Genomic DNA, 18,154 nt, shown 5'->3' with positions numbered 1-18,154 from the left:
TCTACGACTGGGATACGCGACCTGCACCTTCAGTCTCGAATGTTGCGGAGGGAACTACACAGCAAGAAGTGCAAGGCATCGCGATCTTGACGCATGCCGACACCGACTTGGTTACGATCCAGAACGCACGCGCGGCGCTACCTGAAGACATCAATGTGTTCCCATATTCATTGAACGGCCTACGCAGTGAAGAACAAATGACTGCGATGCTCGAGGGAGTTTTGGCGCGTGCTCGCGTTATCGTCCTGCGTTTGCATGGCCCATTGAATTCGGTTGTGGGCTTCTCGCTTCTTCGTGCCATGTGCGTTACACAAAACCGATTCCTCGTCGTAGTGAGCGGGACCGGTGAGATAAATCCTGAGTTTCTCGGTGCTGGTACCGTCGATCTGGATATAGTCGCGTCGGTAACGGCTTATTTCGAGCGTGGTGGAACATCGAATATCTTAGAATGCCTGAAGTTTTTGTCCGACCGCCTCTTGCTGACGGGGCACGGTTATGAGAAGCCTTCGACTCCAGCAGAGCACGGGATTTATATGCCAGATCTCGAGCATGCGGAGTACGAAGACTGGCTGCAACGCGCAGATCCTGCGAAGCCCACGGCAGCTATCCTGTTCTACCGTGCCCATCTTCTCAGCGGGAATACTGCATTCGTTGATGCACTTGCTGAAGCTATGGAGTCTCGTGGTTTGAACGCACTCTGCATCTTTACATCGAGCATGAAGGCTCTGGATGATGGTTTTCCTGCGGCGCTCCGACTTGTGGAACGACGCGTCAATGTCGTTGTCACCACGTTGTCTTTTGCCCTGGGCGAGATCAACACCGGTGATGTGACACTTGCTGGCGAGAATGTTTCGATCCTGGAGAAGTTGGGAGTTCCGGTTATTCAGGCGATCCCAAGCGGGATGCCAAGAGGAAATTGGGAGGTCTCTCGGCGCGGTTTAAATGCGTTGGACACAGCGATCAATGTGGCACTTCCGGAGTTTGATGGCCGCATAATCTCCGTCCCGATCTCGTTTAAGGAACGAGGAAATGTTCAATCCGGCGATCTTTATGTCCCTCATCAAGAGCGTGCAGACCGAGTCGCCGGAATTGCGGCCCGGCTGGCGAGACTTCAGATTCTAGCCAATCCTTATAAACGTGTCGCGTTCGTTCTTACCAACTCTTCGACGAAGGCGGCGCAGGTTGGGAATGCAGTTGGCCTTGACTCGCCGGCGAGTTTGCTGAATCTGCTACGCGCCATGAAAGGACGTCGGTATTCCATCGGAGACCTGCCGAAATCGGGAGATGATCTGATTCACGATCTTCTTTCACGGGGAACGTACGACGACGTATACCCCCTGGACGGGGACCGCGCCCACAGGTACTCGCGCGCGGTCTATCGGCGACGTTTCGAACGCTTTCCTGACGCCCCACAGAAGCGGTTAAAAGATTCGTGGGGCCAGCCAACTGATCGCGGTTATACGCTGCGATCGTCTTCGAAGATCGATAAGAAGCTGATGAGCGAGGTTGCGACCAAGATTGCTGCGATGGACTTTGAACCATTTAGTGATACTGATGACTACCTGTTCGCAGCGATGCGTCTGGAGAACGCACTGATAGCAATCCAGCCGCCGCGGGGATATGGCCTGAATCCCGATGCCATTTATCACACTCCTGATCTTCCGCCGACTCATCACTACACGGCGTTCTACCAATGGCTGGGGACTTCCGTGGAGGATGGCGGGTGGGGTGCCGATGCGATCGTGCACGTTGGAAAGCATGGAACGCTTGAGTGGCTGCCGGGAAAATCTGTTGGTTTGTCTGACGAATGTTTCCCGGATCTTCTGCTCCAAGATATGCCGCTTATTTACCCGTTCATCATTAATGATCCAGGAGAAGGTAGTCAGTCGAAGCGCAGAGGTCATGCGGTAATTGTGGATCATCTAACGCCACCTATGACGAGTGCAGAAACCTACGGGCCGCTCGCTGCGTTGAATCAATTGGTGAATGAGTACTACGCCGTTGAGAAGCTGGACCCCTCGAAGCTGCCTTTCATCCAGCAACAAATCTGGGAGTTGATTCAGGATGCGAATCTCAACGCCGATCTCGATCTTAAAAATATGTTATCGCGCGATCATGGCGATCATAAGCATGATTGGGAGGAAGAACTCACCTCAGAAGGCGTGCCCGTTACATTGGCCGAAATGAATGGAAGCGAAGTTGCACATCTGATTGAAGACATCGATGGGTATCTATGTGAGCTTGGCATGGCGCAGATTCGCGATGGTCTGCACATTCTTGGCAACATGCCACCGCTTCCCGAGATGCTTCGTTCGATGACTCGATTGGCGAACGTGGGTTCGCCTAGTCTCTTAGGTGCCATCGCCCGCAATCTTCAGTTCGACTACCCGAAACTTCTCGAAGAGCCAGGCAAGAAGCTTGATGTTGCAATCACTCTGTCTGAGACTGTTTGTTACACAAATGCTGATGTACTCGAAACGCTGGATCAAATGGCAATAAGTCTCTACGAAAGGCTCGAAGAGCTTGGCTTTCGTGTCCAGTCGCTCGAAGATCTGCAACATGCGATTGTAGGCTCAGCTTCAGAAGAGGTCACAGAAGCTCTTACATTCGCCTGCCAGAAGATTGTTCCAAATCTTGAGAGGGTCAATGAAGAGGTTGAGCATGTCCTCGATGCTCTGGAAGGCCGCTACATTCCAGCGGGGCCTGCCGGTGCACCGACACGCGGGATGGCGCACATTCTTCCCACTGGCAGAAATTTTTACGCGGTCGATCCACGGGCGCTTCCCTCCGAAGCTTCGTGGCGGGTGGGTCAGCAGCTTGCTCGTGAGGCGATAGAGCGCTACCGTGCAGAGGAAGATCAGTACCCCGAGACAGTTGGGCTCAGCGCATGGGGTACTTCGCAGATGCGTACGCATGGTGACGACGTTAGCCAGGTTCTGGCGCTGCTTGGTGTGCAGCCTATATGGAATAAACAGTCGAGGCGGCCGGAGGGAATCTCCCTGATTCCGCTGGAAAAGCTTGGTCGGCCACGCATTGATGTCACGCTTCGAATCAGCGGATTTTTCCGTGACGCGTTCCCTCATCTCATTGACATGATCGATGACGCGGTCTTGCTCGTCATTCAGCAGGATGAACCGTTAGAGATGAATTTTGTCAAAAGACACTATCTGCATGACATCGAGAAAAATAGAGATCAGGGTGCCGAAGAAGCAGAAGCTTCCGCAAGATATCGAATCTTCGGTGCGAAACCGGGCACCTACGGCACGGGTGTTCAGGCGTTGATGGAGACACGTCATTGGAAGGAGGACAAGGACATTGCTCGGGTATTTCTCGAATGGGGTGGATACGCGTATGGTAAGACAGCAAACGGCGTGGATGCACGGGGTATATTTTCGGAACGCTTGAAAAGCGTACAGGTCGCGGTGCACAACCAGGACAACCGCGAGCACGACATCTTTGACTCTGATGATTATTTCCAATTCCACGGCGGCATGGTGGCGACCATTCGCGCCCTTACCGGGGTACAACCTAAGGCTTACTTTGGTGATAGCTCCCGCCCGGATGCTGTCCGCGTGCGCGATTTGCGCGAAGAAGCGCTGCGTGTTTATCGCTCGCGCGTGATCAACCCGAAATGGATCGAGAGCATCAAGCGCCACGGTTACAAAGGTGGGTTGGAGCTAACAGCAACTGTCGACTATATTTTCGGCTTCGATGCGACGGCACACGTAGCTCCAGACTTTATCTATGAAGGGCTCGCTCAAGAATATGCGCTAGACGCTGATACGCAGGACTTTCTGAAACAGTCAAATCCTTGGGCGTTGAATGCGATCGCCGAACGTTTACTCGAAGCGAACGAACGTGGACTATGGGAAGACGCAAGACCGGAGACGCTCGACGCATTGCGTGGAGTCCTGTTCGACAGCGAAACCTTATTGGAAGCACGCGGTGAGATGAGACGGAGCGCGGTATGATCCGTCCAACTTATCCGTTCGCCGCGATTGTCGGCCAGGAGCAGATGAAGATGGCGTTGCTGCTGGCCGCTGTGGATTGGCGCTTGGGCGTGCTCTTGCGTGGAGACAAAGGCGCGGGAAAGACCACAACAGCCAGAGCTCTAGCCGAATTGCTTCCGAAGCCCGGCCGCTTCGTCAATCTTCCAATAGGAATTACGGAGGACCGTCTTCTTGGCGGAATGGATCTGGGGAGTACGTTGAAGGGTGAACCAGCGCTTCGACCTGGACTGGTGGCAGAAGCGAACGGCGGTGTTCTTTATGTCGACGAGGTCAATCTTTTGCCAGACCATCTTGCCGACGCACTGTTGGATGCGGCTGCGACGGGTGTGAGCACGGTCGAGCGAGAAGGTTTTAGCGCGGTACAGGAAGCGCGATTCGTTTTAATGGGAAGCATGAATCCAGAAGAAGGATCGCTGCGGCCTCAGTTGCTCGACCGGTTTGCCCTCGTTGCCGATATTGCTGCCATCAGATTGGCAACCGAAAGGAGGGAGGTCGTTGAACGACGCATGGTCTATGACACCGATCCTTCATTTTTTGTTGCTCAGTGGATGGAGCAGCAGACATATCTTCAACAGCGGATCGCAGCTGCGAGGGTGATGCTTCCGTCTGTGCGTTGTCCTACTGCTATGTTGGAGCACATTAGTACGATCGTTTGCGAGCACGGTGTCATATCTCTTCGTGCGGATCTCGCCATAGCGCGTGCCAGCTGCGCACAAGCAGCGATGCTGGGTTGTGAAGAAGTCACGGCGGAACACATTGGGTCCGTGCTGCCGCTCGCCTTGGCTCATCGCATAGCGCGTTCACCTCAGAGGCCGCCCCTTCCAGGAACATCTCCGCCACTAATGCCCCAAACACCGCCGCAGAGTAGGGAGAGTGAAGGTACGGACGAAATGACGGAACAACGCTTTTCGTCGCTGTCAGTCAAAACACCCGAGTTGCGTTGGACTGTGGACGGTGGGAGAAGCGGAGCAACAGGTGGGCACAAACGGCAAGCGCCGGGACCAGTTGTGAGAACAAAAAAGAACGAGCGGCCTGCGGAACTGGACTCTCGCTTTTCCGTACTCGAAGCTGTCATACAGACCGGTCAGCCGAGCCCACGTCCCCAGGACTTATATGAGAAGATGCGTGAGCCGTTAGTCAGATCGCGATTCTTGTTTGTCGTGGATTCGAGCGGGTCACATGCTGCGCACGAACGGATGAGGGCGGTCAAGGGGGCAGTGTCCGGTCTCATTGAACGCTCTCTGCGACGTCGTGACGAGGTAGCAATGATTGTATTTCGAGGAGAATCTGCCGAGATTTTGGTTGCTCCTACAAGCGACGTAGCGACGGCCCTCGCAGCTCTGGAGTATTTGCCGACAGGCGGCCGTACCCCGCTCGCGCATGCGCTTGAACTGGCGAAAGAACTTGTCACTCCTGAGACACTCTTATTGCTTGTCACCGATGGACGCGCGAACGTTCCTTATGGCAGCGATGACGCCTGGTATGACGCGTTGCAGGCGGCGGCCAGGATTCGATGTCCCGGTCTGGTGGTCGACACCGAGTCAAGCAACAACGCATTCGGTAAAGCGAAGGAACTTGCTGACACAATGCAAATGGAGTGCATTAGGTTGTCAGAGTTTGAAGCGGGATATGATTTTTCCGTTCTGCTGAAAAACGGCGTCGATCGATAAAGTACGAAATCTTCTGTCTTTCTCCAGAGATAGGTGGCGCGACATATTCGAGCAACTTTTGCCGCGCCGCCTCATGGCTTCTAGTAGACATCTCGCTGGTAACGCTTTTGTTTTTTCATGGCGGCCAGGTACTCGGCGGCGTGGTCGAGGGTGCCGTTCGAGCCGCGGGCGATGACGTCGAGCAGTGCTGTTTCTACATCCTTGGCCATGCGGGTGGCGTCTCCGCAGACGTAGAAGTAGGCTCCGCGTTCCAGCCACTCGTAGAGATCTTTGCAGCGCTCCTGCATGCGGTCCTGGACGTAGACCTTGCGGGCCTGATCGCGGGAGAAGGCCGTATCGAGACGGGTGAGGATGCCGTCTTTGTGCATGGACTGGAACTGATCTTTATAAAGAAAGTCCATGGCCTCGCGCTGTTCGCCGAAGAAGAGCCAGTTGTCGCCTTTTTGGCCTGTCGCCTGGCGCTCTTCGAGGAAGGCGCGGAAGGGGGCGATGCCGGTGCCGGGGCCGATCATGATGACCGGTTTGGTGGTGTCTTCGGGCAGGCGGAAGTTGTTGTTGGAGTGGAGGAAGATCGGCATCGAAGTGCCTTCGCCGGCGCGGTCTCCCAGGTGTCCGGAGGCCACCCCCTGGCGGTCGCGGCCATGGGACTCGTAGCGGACTACCCGGACCGTGGTCTGGACGTTGTCCTTGTGCATGGCCTGGCTGGAGGCGATGGAGTACATGCGGGGGGTGAGGCGCTGAAGGATGTTGAAGAGCTGCTGGGGGTCGGTGACGACCCTCGGGAAGTCGGTGGCGAGGTCGACGAACTCGCGTCCCCAGCAGTACTCCTCGGCGCGGGCCTTGTTTTCCGGGCCGACGAGGCATTTTAAGCCCTCGATGGTGGGGGCCAGCTTGGCGTACTGGCCTACGGAGCCGCGGGCGAGTTTGCCGATGCCGAGGCGGGTGCGGAGGGCCTCTTCGAGGCTGATTTCGACCTTGTAGTGGTCGAGGACGCGCTCGCGGCCGGTGAAGTGGAGGGCTTCGAGGGCCTCGGCTACGGCGATGGCGCGGTTTTCCGGGATGATGCCGACGGCATCGCCGGGGGTGTAGGTCATGCCCTCTTCGATGGTGAGCTCGACGTGTCGGGTCTCCTTCTCCGAGCCCTCGCCGGTAAGGAGGCGGTTGTAGGTCACGGTGGAGAGGAAAGGGTTGTTGCGGGTGTATTTGGACGCGCGTCCGGTCGATTGCTGTTCTTGAGCTTCCACTTCGGTCATCCTTCTATCGTAAAACGCATCGGGGCAAAATGCTTGCAAGGCTGTGTTCTTTTGCGGTGTTTTCGTGGTGTCTCGCTGGTGCGCTGTGGTGATTCCGTGGTGCGTTGTTGCCTCTTGTCTCACGGTATTTCTGAGTCAAGTCTCTTTCGACCCCTCCCCCCTCCCCACAAGGGTATTTTGCAGGGATGTCTTTTGTTTACAATGGTTTGCGGGTGAGGTGTGTCTGTAACGTATTCATTACAGATGGGTTGCTCGCAAAATATTGAAGATAAAGGAGTTATGGTTCCTTTCTATGCCACCCCTTGTTTATCGCTTTAAATGAAAAACTGCAAGGAGCCTTAGCGCCTCGCAGTTTTTCCTGCTGGTACAAGTATATCGGATTGGGTGGGGGTAATGTGCCACGCGAATCTCCTTGTCTGGCGCGGGGATTTGCTGGTTGGGGGCTTGACAGGTTTGTTCTTTCGATAGTTTTTCCCCTTGGGAAAGAAGAACGAGGCAAATGCTGAGGTTCGTCGTTGTGCTCAGAATGACAGACGTTCTTCAATCGTTGTGCGGTAACACTTAGCGTGAAAGTTCCGCCGATTCGATGCCTCTATCCTTGCGTGATTGCTCCCTGTTTTGCCGACAAGTCCGGAAGCCAAATGACGAGAAGCGCGTTTAGCATTACTGACACCGTATCCGGACGTCCTAAGAACCCGAACGACGACTCACGAAGAGGTTATCTGAAGAGGTTATCTATGGATCGGCGAATGCTGGCGATAGGAGCGGTCGTTGTCGTTTGTGTCGTGGCGCTGCTCATGACCTCGACCAAACGAACGGTGCCGCCGCGGCGTGGACCCGTACTGTCAGGCTCGGTTTACAACCCATACCCGCTTGGCATCCTCCCGCCCGATTTGAATTCCGAGATAGATCGTGTTGAACGGGAGGTGGACGTCATTGAAGACCGAGCGCTTGCACGCTGGCACGGGTTACAGCCTCCGATTCTGACAGGTCAGCCGCCGGTGCTTAGGGATATCGGAACGGAAGCAGTAGAGACACTCGGCGAGCTCATGCTTTTCGACAAGAACATATCAACCAACAGAAATCAAGCGTGCGCGTCTTGCCACATGCCATACGTCGGTTTCGGCGGGCCGATTCCCTCGGTCAACCTGACAATAAGCGCGTTTCCCGGATCGGTTCACACTCGGGCAGGCAAGCGGACCCCGCAGCGACACCCGTATTCACCCTTCTTCCCTGTCCTCCAATACAACCAAGCGCAGGGCCAATTCTTTGGCGGAAACTTCTTCGATTCACGCGCGACCGGGTATTTGCTAAGGATTCCCGACGCCGAGCAGGCACAGGGCCCTCCCGTCGATACTCAGGAAATGGGTCTCCCCGACACTGCCTGCATCGCATTCCGGCTTTCGCAGGCTGTGTACCGACCTCTCTTTGAGGAGGTATGGGGCAAGGGTTCGTTCGAAATCAACTTTCCCCGTGAGACGGAGCAGATCTGTGCGACCCCTGGTGGGGCTGCGGTGTTTGGCGGGAGCACCACGTCGATTCCTCTAAGTGCGGCCGACCGAACCCGCGCCAACACGGTCTACGACCGTTGGGCACAGTCGATTGACGCATACGAGCAGTCCGCACAGGTCAGCGCCTTCTCATCGAAATTCGACGCGTTCCTGGCCGGTAAGTACAAGCTCACACCAGAGGAGATGGCGGGGTTCAAGCTCTTTGACGGCAAGGGCAACTGCAATTCATGCCACCTCGACGGACGAGGAACGACACTCAAGTTAAACCAGACAGACACTAGCTCGGCCGCGATGGTGAATCCTCTGTTCACGTGCTTTGGCTCGGCCAATGAGGGCCTACCTCTCAATCCGCGAGATTCTTTCTATTACGAGACCACGCCGGATGCTTACGGATTCACGGCTAACCCTTACGGTTTTGGCTACAGAGATTTGGGACTTGGGACTTTCCTAAGAAGCGGATTCGGCTCCGGTCCCAACCCAAATATGAACTGGAAGCAATACGCACCTGCGGCCGACGGACAAATGCAGGTATCGTCGGCCCGCGATGTGGCTATGACACCGCCACAATGTCCTACCACGGAGGCTCCCGGGCCGTACTTCCAGAAAGCGTTCTTTCACAACGGCTACATTAAGAGCCTGAAGCAACTCGTACATTTCTATAACACGCGCGATAAGTATGCGTATCCCGTCACTTCCGGACATTGCCCGAAGGGAACAACTGAAAAAGTTGATTGCTGGCCTACGCCTGAGGTACGGAACAATATCGATATGACCAGCGGGAATCTTGGCCTCACGGATAAGGAGGAGGATGAAATGGTTGCGTTTCTTCAAACACTGTCGGACGGTTTCACGAGGCCTTACCGCAACAACGATACCTATACGGGGGCTTGTATGAGGGGCGGTTCGGCGGCGACCCAAGGTAACGAGTTGCTGATCCCAACTCCGCCTCTACCACCCTGCGCGTCGGCGATCTGCGGCGTCACGCCTGTACCCAAACCGCCTATTCCGTAGCGTCAACGTTAAACGGTGGGGATGTGACTTCGATTATCTGGCCAGCGACCTTTTTCAGGTGTGATCATGAACAGAGTGGTTGGAATATTGGCGATCTCGGTTTTGAGCAGCAGCGTGTCCGCCCAGGAAAGTCAAACGACTCCAAAAGCTGCGCAGGTACGGATCATCCATGGGCCCGAGATCGAATTGGCGAAGGCGCATGTGACGATTATCAACTGGACGACGAACAATCCCGGTGGCTCCCCCGTGCACTACGGAATCGTGCACTATGGGACAGATCCACATAGACTGATCGAGACCGCAAAATCTCCGATCAGGTTGAACCCGGGTCACTCATCGACGGTCTTCCGCGTACGTCTCGATAAACTCGAGCCACGGACGACCTACTACTACACCGTTGACTCGATGGAGTCCACCGGCAAGGGCGATGGAGTGAAGAACTCGGTCAACCACTTCAGTACCCCTTAGGTAGCGTAGTCCACTTGGCTGCAAGTCGCCCTCGCCAATCAACTGTTTGAGCTGAAGCTGATATCAATCACAGATAATTTTGAAATGCGAGACTGCCTCGTTTGATCTCTCGTTCGATTTCGAGGATTTAGCGAAACGCAAGACGTCGATACGCTCTTAAGCTGGGGCGGAGTGGGACGGTTCGATCAGGGCCAGAACGGGGTGGACGAGGGTGAGGATGGTGTCTGCGATCTCGCTGGAGGGGGGGCGGTTGGGGGTTTGTGCCCACTCTTTGGCGGCGCCGTAGATGGCCCATGCGGTGGTGGTGGCGATCATCTGGGGGGAGGTGGGTGCGGCGGAGGGGTGTTTTTCGAGGCCGTCGAGGAGCATGCGGCGGACGACGGCGATGATGGCGGACTCCATGTGGGGCTCCATCTGGCCGGGGCGGTCGGTGCAGAGGAGCTGGGCCGAGGCGATGAAGTCGCAGACTCCGAGGACGATGGCGCGCAGGGCGGCGGTGCAGGTGCCGTTGAAGGTGATTCCGCGTTCGGAGAGGAGTTCGTTGAAGCGGGTGCCGACGGTGCACTCGAGCAGGGCGAACTTGTCGGGGTAGTGGTCGTAGAAGGTGGCGCGGTTGATGGTGGCGGCTTCGGCGATGTCCTGCACGGAGAGGCTGTCAAACTGCTTTTCTTTCATGAGGTTGACGAGGGCCTGCTGGAGGAGGTTGCGGGTGCGGAGGATGCGCGGATCTGTAGTCCGCTCGGGGGTCCGCTCTGGCATGAGCTCGGGGGCTTGCTCTACGGTCAGCTCGGGAACTTCGGCGAGTTTTGCGGGAGAGCTGGACATTTTGAATTTACCCGGCTGGCACTATTTTATCTGACCGGCCAGTTGTATTTTACTCGATTTTGACGACAGTACTTGCTTAAACGACATTCGTTGTGTTTTTCTGAATCGACACAAGTTGTTTAAACGTCAGATGTCGTATAGGAGATTTTGCCATGTCCACTTTGCTTGTTGTGAATTCCAGCCCCTTTAATGAGACCTCGGTCTCTCGCCATCTCTCTGAGGAGTTCGTCCAGAACTGGAAGCAGGCGAACCCGAACGGAAGAGTGATCACCCGCGACCTGACCTCGAGCGATCTGAAGACGGTCGATGCTGCCTGGGTTGGGGCCGCGTATACGCCGAAGGATGCTCGCACGGCGGAGCAGAAGCAGGCGCTTGAGGTGTCCGATACGCTGCTCGGCGAACTGCGGGCGGCCGATGAGTATGTCTTTGGCGTGCCGATGCACAACTTCGGGATTCCTTCGCTGCTGAAGCTGTGGATCGACCAGATTGCTCGCGTCGGCGAGACGTTTTCGTATTCGGAAGCAGGGCCGAAGGGTCTTCTGCAGGGGAAGAAGGCTACGTTCCTGATCGCCTCCGGTGGGGCCTATGACGCGGGGACGGTGATGGCTTCGTTCAACCATGTTGAGCCTTATCTGCGTTCGGTGTTCGGTTTCATTGGCGTGACGGATACGAAGTTCCTGTCGGCCGGCGGCGCTTCGGCGGTGATGTCTGGGCAGGTGGATCGGGCTACGTTCCTTAAGCCGCATGTTGAGGCGATTCGTTCGCAGTTTGTGGCTGCTTAATCGCTGCTTAGTTGATCTCCAAGGAGGAGGTATTGGTATGAAGATCGCATCGCTGGTTGCCAGGTATCTGCTTGGCTTTATCTTTCTTGTCTTCGGATTGAACGGCTTTTTGCACTTCATTCCGACGCCTCCTCCTCCTCCTGGAGTCGCTGGGGATTTCATGATCGCGCTGTTTGAGTCCCACTATCTGGTCATCATCTTTCTACTGCAGTTGATTCCTGCGGCGTTTCTGTTGATCAACCGGTTTGTGCCGCTAGCTCTGGTGTTGCTTGGGCCGGTGATCGTGAACATTATTTGTTTCCACGCGCTGATGGCTCCGGCAGGGTTGCCGATGGCTTTGTTTGTGACGGTGCTGTGGGGGCTGGTGGCTTATGGTGTTCGGTCGGCGTTTGCGGGGTTGCTGCAGGTGCAGGCTTCGGAGACGGCCTGAGATTGGCCTGTGTCGCAGCGAGGAGACGGGAACAGCAAAGGCAAATGCGGGGGTCTCTCCACTACGCTGTTCCCGATGAGACCGGGAACAGCTTCGGTCGAGATGACGGCGTTTGGGGGGTGGAGAATTTAGACGGGGCGCTTCTCTGGTTTGCTGCCAGTGGGCGGCGATGGGGCGTAAAACTTTCGTGGAACTCAGATGCGTTGGTTGTCGGGGCGCCAGTTGACGATGGCTTGCTTGATGGCCTTGGGGTCCATGTTTTTGGTGAGGGCTCGGTGGGCGAGGTCGGGGAGTTCGGCGTCGGAGGCGAAGCGTAGGGCGATGAGTTGAGGGACGGTGAGCTCGTCGATGTGCGCGCGGTCGGCGGCGGGGAGGAGCGCGGCGAGGCGGAGACGCTCTTCGAGGCGGATGATGCGGTCCTGCGCTTTGAGAGAGGAGCCACGGGCTGCGCCGGCCAGCAGGAAGAAGACGATGGCCATGACGATTCCCCAGAGATGGGTGTGCTGGTAGCCGGGCCAGTTGTTAATGGTGATGTAGATGGAGAAGACGAGGTTGAGCAGGAGCAGGGGAAGGATGATGAAGTGAAAGAGAGGGTAGAAGCGGGCGTGGTTTTTGAAGTTCTGCGGGGCGGGCATACGGCGTCCTCTTTGCGGGAAATGATGGCGGGGTCAGCATAGCACCCTGGGCTGTTATGGGTTCCTAAAAGCAAAAACAACGACAGAAGCAGATCCCTACGGGATGACAACAAAAGAACAAGCAACCCTCCAGCAAGGGTAAGGCGAGTGGGGTAGCCTTGGGGGATGACGAGTTCAGCTATCACAAAGACGGGGAAGAAGCGGATTGGCGTGCATGTGGGCACTGCGGGGGGAACGTGGACTGCGGTGGAGCGGGCAGTGGCGGCGGGGGCGAATACCTTTCAGATTTTTTCTTCGAGTCCGCGGCAGTGGCGGGCGGCGACGGTGAAGCCGGAGGATGCGAAGAAGATGCGGGAGCTGCGGGCGAAGCATGATGTGGGGCCGGTGGCGGTGCATGCTAGTTATCTGATCAATCTCTGCAGCCAGACGGAGAGCGTGCGGACCAGTAGCGTAGGCGCCTTTCGTGGGGAGGTGGAGCGGGCGCTGGCGCTGGGGGCGGAGTACCTGGTGCTGCATCCGGGGAGCTGGAAGGGGCTGACGCGGGAGGAGGGGCTGCGGCTGGCGGCGGAGTCGATTGAGAGGGCGATCGATGGGGTGCCGTGGGAGGGGAAAGATTTCAGGATTTTGATTGAGAATACGGCTGGAGCGGAGTTTTCACTTGGCGGGAAGCTGGAGCAGGTGGCGGAGCTGGTGGAGACGCTGAAGGCTTGCGCGCCGGTGGGGGTGTGTCTGGATACGTGCCATGTGCATGTGGCGGGGTATGACCTGGTGTCGCCGGATGGGTATGTGGAGACGATGCTGCTGGTTAAGGATACGGTGGGGTTCGATGCGGTGAAGGTGTGGCATTGCAATGATGCGAAGGCGGCGATGGGGTCGAAGCTGGATCGGCATGAGCATATTGGAGAGGGGACGATTGGGGCGGAGGTGTTTCGGCGGCTGCTGCATGATGAGCGGTTTGCGCATGCGGCGTTTATTGCGGAGACGCCGGTGGACGCTCCGGGGGATGAGGCAAGGAATGTTGGGGTGTTGCGGACGCTGGCGGCGGGATAGCTACGGGCCGGGTTTATTTCGACGGCAGACCTGCTTCAGGTTCGGGTTTGCGCTGATCTTCGATGGTGAAGCCCTCAGGGACCGCGAAGAAGCGAGCTTCGGGCTCAGAGGTTGAGAGGTCTTTTGTTGTGAAGGTCTGCTTGCCGGACTGAGGCGAGTCGAGCTTGGAGAGGATGTTGATGCCGAGTTGGGGGGAGTACCAGAACTCGCGCGTGGTGACCATCGGTTGGTCGTTTCCGAAGACGCCTGGATTGAGGGTGGTGATCTCACGATAGCCGATGGTGTCGATGCCGGAGAGGTTGTTGTGGCCGAGATCTTCATGCTGATGGTAGCCGCTGTTGTCTGATAGAGCGCCAGAGGGATGGATGGCAGGCTGGTAGGTGCTGGTCACCGACCCCGTGTAAGCCACTACGAAACATCTCTTGATGTCGATCTGACAGTTGTACAGAGTGTGATCGGCTGGGTTTGAGATCTGAATAAAGTCCATGACGGATAGCATCTTTCCGTTTTTGGGTACCAGCAGCCAGCGCTCCTGATAGATGCGTCCTGTGCCGTCGCGCATGATCTGACGCTTATTGACGAGGGTGTAGGTCCCGCCGCCCGACATGGGGCGAGACCACTCGGTTTCGAGACTCAGGCTAAAGGGCGCGTGGGCCAGAGGGGGAATGAAGATGCTCTCAAGTGTTTGGCGCGTTCCTCCGTCGTAGGTTTTGACGGTCGGTTGCGTAGTTTGCGAGAAGAGAAGCGTGTGAGAGGCTAGGAGCGCGATCGTGAGACAGAACGGGCGAAGCGCGGACGACATTAGAACTGTTCGCATGCCTGACTCCGAGAAGTAGGACGAATTATAGACGTTGGGGCAATGTCAGTTGGGCAGATCGATTGGAATCGAAGGACTGAAGACGAAGGACGTCGATCTGAAGTAGATAGAGGTGCAGTGGGGAAGGACGACGCCTGGGGCGTTGCCGAAGAAGTCGACGCGGTCGAGGCCCTTGTCTTTGAATCCTTCGTAGAAGCCGTAGCCTTCGGAGTTGTCGCAGATGATGATTCCATCCGGGGCCAGACGTTCGCAGGCGAGGTCAATCATCTGTGAGCGGGTGAGCCCGTCGATCACGATGACGTCGTAGTGGGCGATTGTCTTCGTGGAGAGGATTTGAGCGACTTGCGGTGCGTCGGTGATGGGTGCGGTTTTTTCTACGTAGTGCAGCTCGACGTTGGCGGGCATGCCGGATGCTATGCGATCGTACCAGTCCTTTTTCCCTTCGAAGGTGACGACGTGTTTCGCTCGTGCCGACCACCACAGGGTGGATTGTCCGCCTCCGAACTCGAGGATTGTTTTGCTGGAGTAGTTGCGGGCGGTGAGAAAGTCCAGGCTGGAGTAGGTGTACCAGGGGATCGGTTCGCCGTGCCGGGATACGGCTGCCATCTTCAAACTGCTACGGAAGTGTCCGGTGCGAACGCTGTAGAGGATGGGCGTAAGGATCGCGGTGAGGCTGTTGCGTATGGGGTTGGACAGCCAGGCCGGAAGGAGTTTTTTGATGGGAGCGAATGCTTCGCGAATGGCGAACTGCGACACGGTTTGCTCCTGGTAAGACGCGGGCTGTGCTTCGGCGCCTATGCGTATGAGCCGGTGATCAGGCTCCGAAGATGTTGGTGGCAAGGAACTGGTTGCGGAACTTTCCTTGCGGGTCGTATTGGTTGAGGAGGGTTTTGTAGTCGGACATCCTGGGGTAGAGACGCTGCAGGGTTGCGGGCGGGATGGTGTTGACCTTGGCCCAGTGGGGGCGGGCGTTGAAGGGCGCCAGTTTTTCTTCGATGAGGGGGAGGAGGGCCTGGACTGCGTCGTTCTCGGGCTTCCAGGTGAAGTGGATAGCGAGCGAGGGGCGCTGGTAGGCCATGCTGAGCCAGAGGTTGTCGGGGGCGATGGTGCGGAGCTCGGTGATGTAGAGGTGTGGGGTAATGCGGTCGCGGAGCTGCTCGACGGCGAGGATGGCCTCGTAGGCGTGGTCGCGGGGGACGAAGTACTCGGTCTGGATCTCGGCGCCGCTGCTGGGGGTGAAGTTGAGCTTGAAGTGGGGGAGGCGCTCGTACCAGGGGCCGGGGACGCCGAACTGTTCGGTGCAGCTTTCGGCGGCGTGGCCGGCGACGGGGTGGAGTTTTTGTTTGGCCTGTGTGGCGCCGAAGAATTCAGGGGCAAAGGCGACAGAGGTGGCGCCGGGATCGAGGCGGCGTTTGACCCAGACTTCGGTGGCGCGGTGGTTTTGCCAGTCGGTGAAGAGGCTGACGCTGTAGCCGCTGAGAAAGATCTCGTCGAGATGGTGTTCGAGCTGGGAGAAGGAGAGGTTTTCGTAGACGACCTGCGCGACCTGGAAGGTGGGTTGGAGGTCGAGGGTGGTTTTGGTGACGACGCCGAGGCCGCCGAGGTTGACGACCTGGCCGAGGAACTGGTCGCCATCTTTGGCTCGGGAGAGGGTGTGGAGGGTTCCGTCGGCCGTGACGAGCTCGAGGCCGGAGACGATGGTGGCGAGGTTGCCGTTGTTGCTGCCGGAGCCGTGGGTGGCGGTGGCGCAGGCTCCGATGACGGAGACGTGAGGGAGCGAGGCGAGATTGGGGACGGCGAAGCCCTGGGCGTCGATGATGGGAGCGAGCTTGCCGTAGGTGACGCCGGCGCCGACGGTGGCGGTGCGGGCTTTGGCGTCGATGTCGATGGAGTCGAGCTGCTTGAGGGACATCTGCGCGTGGGTGCTGTCGGCGATGGCGTTGAAGGAGTGGCCGCGGCCGAGGGCGCGCAGCTTGTCGCAGCTTTTGACGATGTGTTGGACCTCTTCGGCGGTTTTGGGCTGGTAGAGGGTGTCGGTGTGAAAGGTGAGGTTGCCGGCCCAGTTGGTTCGGGGTGCGGTCTGGTGGACGGCGTCTTGCAGGGCGGACTGGTCGGCTGTTTGATGTTCGGCCGCGGAGACGAAGCGGGAGAGCATGGTTCCGGTGAGGAGGGAGCAGGAGCCTTTGAGGAACTGTCTCTTATTCATGTCGCACACTCGATTCGGTCGAAGCCTGTGCCTGGTTTGGGGATGGAGCATGCTGCTGCTCCGGTTGCCGCGTCAGGCCTTTATAGGGATTTGGCGGCTTCGACGCAAGGGGCTCGCCGGAGCGGGAATATTTAGGAGGGTGGTTTATGCGTGGCGGCGTTTGGCTAGATCGCCTGAAGCGGGGTGGATGTTTCCTTTTTGTTGTAGCTGAAGTAGCGCTTGAGGCTGAGGAAGCGGGATTCGTAAAAGTGATAGCTGAGCAGCGCGACTGGGATGGTGGCAGCCATGACTACGCAGGCTCCGGCGAGAACTCCGAGGGCTTTGGAGTGGAGATGGCTGGTGACGTAGAGACGAGTTGGACTGTTGAGCATTGTTTCGAGGGAGTAGTGGAAGACGTAGATGCCATAGCTGTATTTGCCGAAGAAGCGAAGGGCGCTGTTGGAGAAGAGTTGTTGGGTCTTTGAACCGCGGCGCAGGGCCATGGCGATGAGTGCTGCGAAGGAGATGGCGACGAGGGTGAAACCGAAAGTAGGGATGAAGAAGTTGGTCTCCCAGAGGAGGCCGTGATAGCGGAGCCCGGCGACGATGAGGATTACTACGCAGATGGCGAGGACTCTGGGGGCGAGCGCGAGGATAGATTGACGGGCGGGGGTGCGGAGAAGAGCGCAGAGGGTGCCGCCGAAGAGGAGGTTGTCGGCGCAGGAGAAGGTGGGGGAGTAGGGGAGATAGAGGTTGTGAAGCCGGGGGCGCAGGGCTACGAGGATGATGCGGAGCGTGAGGATCGCTGCGCAGGCGACGAGGGAGAAGGTGATGAGTGTCTGGAGGCGCTTGATTCGATAGACGAGAAAGGGCCAGACGAGATAGAACTGCTCCTCGACCTGGAGAGACCAGAAGTGGTTGATGTTGAACGCGTGCAGATTGAGAGGGCCGACGGTCCAGAGGGCGAGGTTGGCGGTGTAGGTCAGATAGTAGATCGGCCAGCCTGACCAGATGAAGTGAAGAGGGCGAGTGAGAAGAAATAGCACGATGAGAACGCCGTAGTAGAGCGGGAAGATGCGCAGGGTGCGGCGGGCGTAGAAGGTCTTGAAGAAGTGAGGGAGGGCGCGTGTGTCGAGCAGAATGCCGGTGATGAGAAAGCCGGAGAGAACGAAGAAGAGGTTGACGCCGAGGTAGCAGGACTCGCGGATGCGGTTGAGGAGATCCAGAAGTCTTGAGCCGGTGTCGGGATTAGACGCGAAGAGGTGGAAGAAGAGAACCATGAGGATGGCGAGTCCTCGAATGCCGTCGAGTGCTGGAATGTGCTGAAAACCGCCGGGATTTTCGGGATCGCCGGAGGAAGCTTTCTGCGCGGGGGAGGCCGGAGGCATGTCTGGATTATCGGTTATTTGCGGAGATGCCACAAAGATAAATGTCGGAGGGCGTTAGTTGGCGGGAGGCCTGCGAGGGGTTTCGGCTGGACGGGCGAGGTTTTGAAGCAGAGCAACGT

At 57.3% G+C, this 18,154-nt stretch carries 14 protein-coding genes; 7 read left to right on the top strand and 7 right to left on the bottom strand.

From position 1 onward, the window contains the following. Positions 1–68 precede the first annotated feature (68 nt). Both cobN and RBB81_RS23430 read left to right on the top strand, forming a co-directional pair. Positions 69–3,971 carry a cobaltochelatase subunit CobN gene (cobN, locus tag RBB81_RS23435; protein WP_353072329.1) on the top strand — a complete coding sequence of 1,301 codons (3,903 nt, stop codon included), beginning with the start codon at positions 69–71 and terminating at the stop codon, positions 3,969–3,971. 50 nt (positions 3,972–4,021) lie between these two features. Beyond that, on the top strand, positions 4,022–5,680 hold the full coding sequence (locus tag RBB81_RS23430) for an AAA family ATPase (protein ID WP_423248042.1): 1,659 nt from the start codon (positions 4,022–4,024) through the stop codon (positions 5,678–5,680). Positions 5,681–5,760: 80 nt separating this feature from the next. On the opposite strand, the gene RBB81_RS23425 is transcribed toward RBB81_RS23430, so the two are convergent. Continuing rightward, the gene (locus RBB81_RS23425) at positions 5,761–6,933 is read right to left on the bottom strand and encodes a diflavin oxidoreductase (RefSeq protein WP_353072327.1); all 1,173 of its coding nucleotides are present in this window, start codon (positions 6,931–6,933) and stop codon (positions 5,761–5,763) included. Positions 6,934–7,670: 737 nt separating this feature from the next. Between RBB81_RS23425 and RBB81_RS23420 the strand changes: the two genes are divergently transcribed. Together RBB81_RS23420 and RBB81_RS23415 are read left to right on the top strand one after the other, a co-directional pair. Continuing rightward, a complete protein-coding gene (locus RBB81_RS23420; protein WP_353072326.1) occupies positions 7,671–9,455 on the top strand; it encodes a cytochrome-c peroxidase in 1,785 nt (594 codons plus the stop codon). A 66-nt stretch (positions 9,456–9,521) separates the two neighbouring features. Then, a complete protein-coding gene (locus tag RBB81_RS23415) occupies positions 9,522–9,923 on the top strand; it encodes a fibronectin type III domain-containing protein (protein WP_353072325.1) in 402 nt (133 codons plus the stop codon). Between the two features lie 156 nt (positions 9,924–10,079). On the opposite strand, the gene RBB81_RS23410 is transcribed toward RBB81_RS23415, so the two are convergent. Continuing rightward, positions 10,080–10,748 carry a TetR/AcrR family transcriptional regulator gene (locus tag RBB81_RS23410; RefSeq protein WP_353072324.1) on the bottom strand — a complete coding sequence of 223 codons (669 nt, stop codon included), beginning with the start codon at positions 10,746–10,748 and terminating at the stop codon, positions 10,080–10,082. Positions 10,749–10,900: 152 nt separating this feature from the next. Between RBB81_RS23410 and RBB81_RS23405 the strand changes: the two genes are divergently transcribed. Beyond that, positions 10,901–11,530, top strand: coding sequence for an FMN-dependent NADH-azoreductase (locus RBB81_RS23405; protein ID WP_353072323.1), 630 nt, complete (start codon positions 10,901–10,903; stop codon positions 11,528–11,530). Between the two features lie 37 nt (positions 11,531–11,567). Then, positions 11,568–11,960 carry a hypothetical protein gene (locus tag RBB81_RS23400; RefSeq protein WP_183791887.1) on the top strand — a complete coding sequence of 131 codons (393 nt, stop codon included), beginning with the start codon at positions 11,568–11,570 and terminating at the stop codon, positions 11,958–11,960. 194 nt (positions 11,961–12,154) lie between these two features. On the opposite strand, the gene RBB81_RS23395 is transcribed toward RBB81_RS23400, so the two are convergent. Beyond that, positions 12,155–12,595 carry a DUF6526 family protein gene (locus RBB81_RS23395; protein WP_353072322.1) on the bottom strand — a complete coding sequence of 147 codons (441 nt, stop codon included), beginning with the start codon at positions 12,593–12,595 and terminating at the stop codon, positions 12,155–12,157. Between the two features lie 165 nt (positions 12,596–12,760). Here RBB81_RS23395 and RBB81_RS23390 point away from each other — a divergent pair, with 165 nt between their 5' ends. Continuing rightward, positions 12,761–13,645, top strand: coding sequence for a deoxyribonuclease IV (locus tag RBB81_RS23390; RefSeq protein WP_353072321.1), 885 nt, complete (start codon positions 12,761–12,763; stop codon positions 13,643–13,645). A 13-nt stretch (positions 13,646–13,658) separates the two neighbouring features. Here RBB81_RS23390 and RBB81_RS23385 read toward each other — a convergent pair whose 3' ends face one another. The 4 genes from RBB81_RS23385 to RBB81_RS23370 form a co-directional block, all read right to left on the bottom strand. Continuing rightward, entirely contained in the window at positions 13,659–14,462 is an 804-nt protein-coding gene (locus RBB81_RS23385) for a hypothetical protein (protein ID WP_353072320.1), read from the bottom strand. A gap of 45 nt (positions 14,463–14,507) precedes the next feature. Further along, the gene (locus RBB81_RS23380) at positions 14,508–15,218 is read right to left on the bottom strand and encodes a hypothetical protein (RefSeq protein ID WP_353072319.1); all 711 of its coding nucleotides are present in this window, start codon (positions 15,216–15,218) and stop codon (positions 14,508–14,510) included. A gap of 58 nt (positions 15,219–15,276) precedes the next feature. After that, positions 15,277–16,668, bottom strand: a complete 1,392-nt coding sequence (locus RBB81_RS23375; protein WP_353072318.1) for an FAD-binding protein — start codon at positions 16,666–16,668, stop codon at positions 15,277–15,279. Between the two features lie 164 nt (positions 16,669–16,832). Next, a complete protein-coding gene (locus RBB81_RS23370; RefSeq protein WP_353072317.1) occupies positions 16,833–18,035 on the bottom strand; it encodes an acyltransferase family protein in 1,203 nt (400 codons plus the stop codon). Positions 18,036–18,154: the final 119 nt, after the last annotated feature.

It is taken from the genome of Tunturibacter gelidoferens (genome assembly GCF_040358255.1).
In the GTDB taxonomy this organism is placed as follows: domain Bacteria; phylum Acidobacteriota; class Terriglobia; order Terriglobales; family Acidobacteriaceae; genus Edaphobacter; species Edaphobacter gelidiferens.
This window is presented reverse-complemented; position numbering and strand designations above follow the sequence as displayed.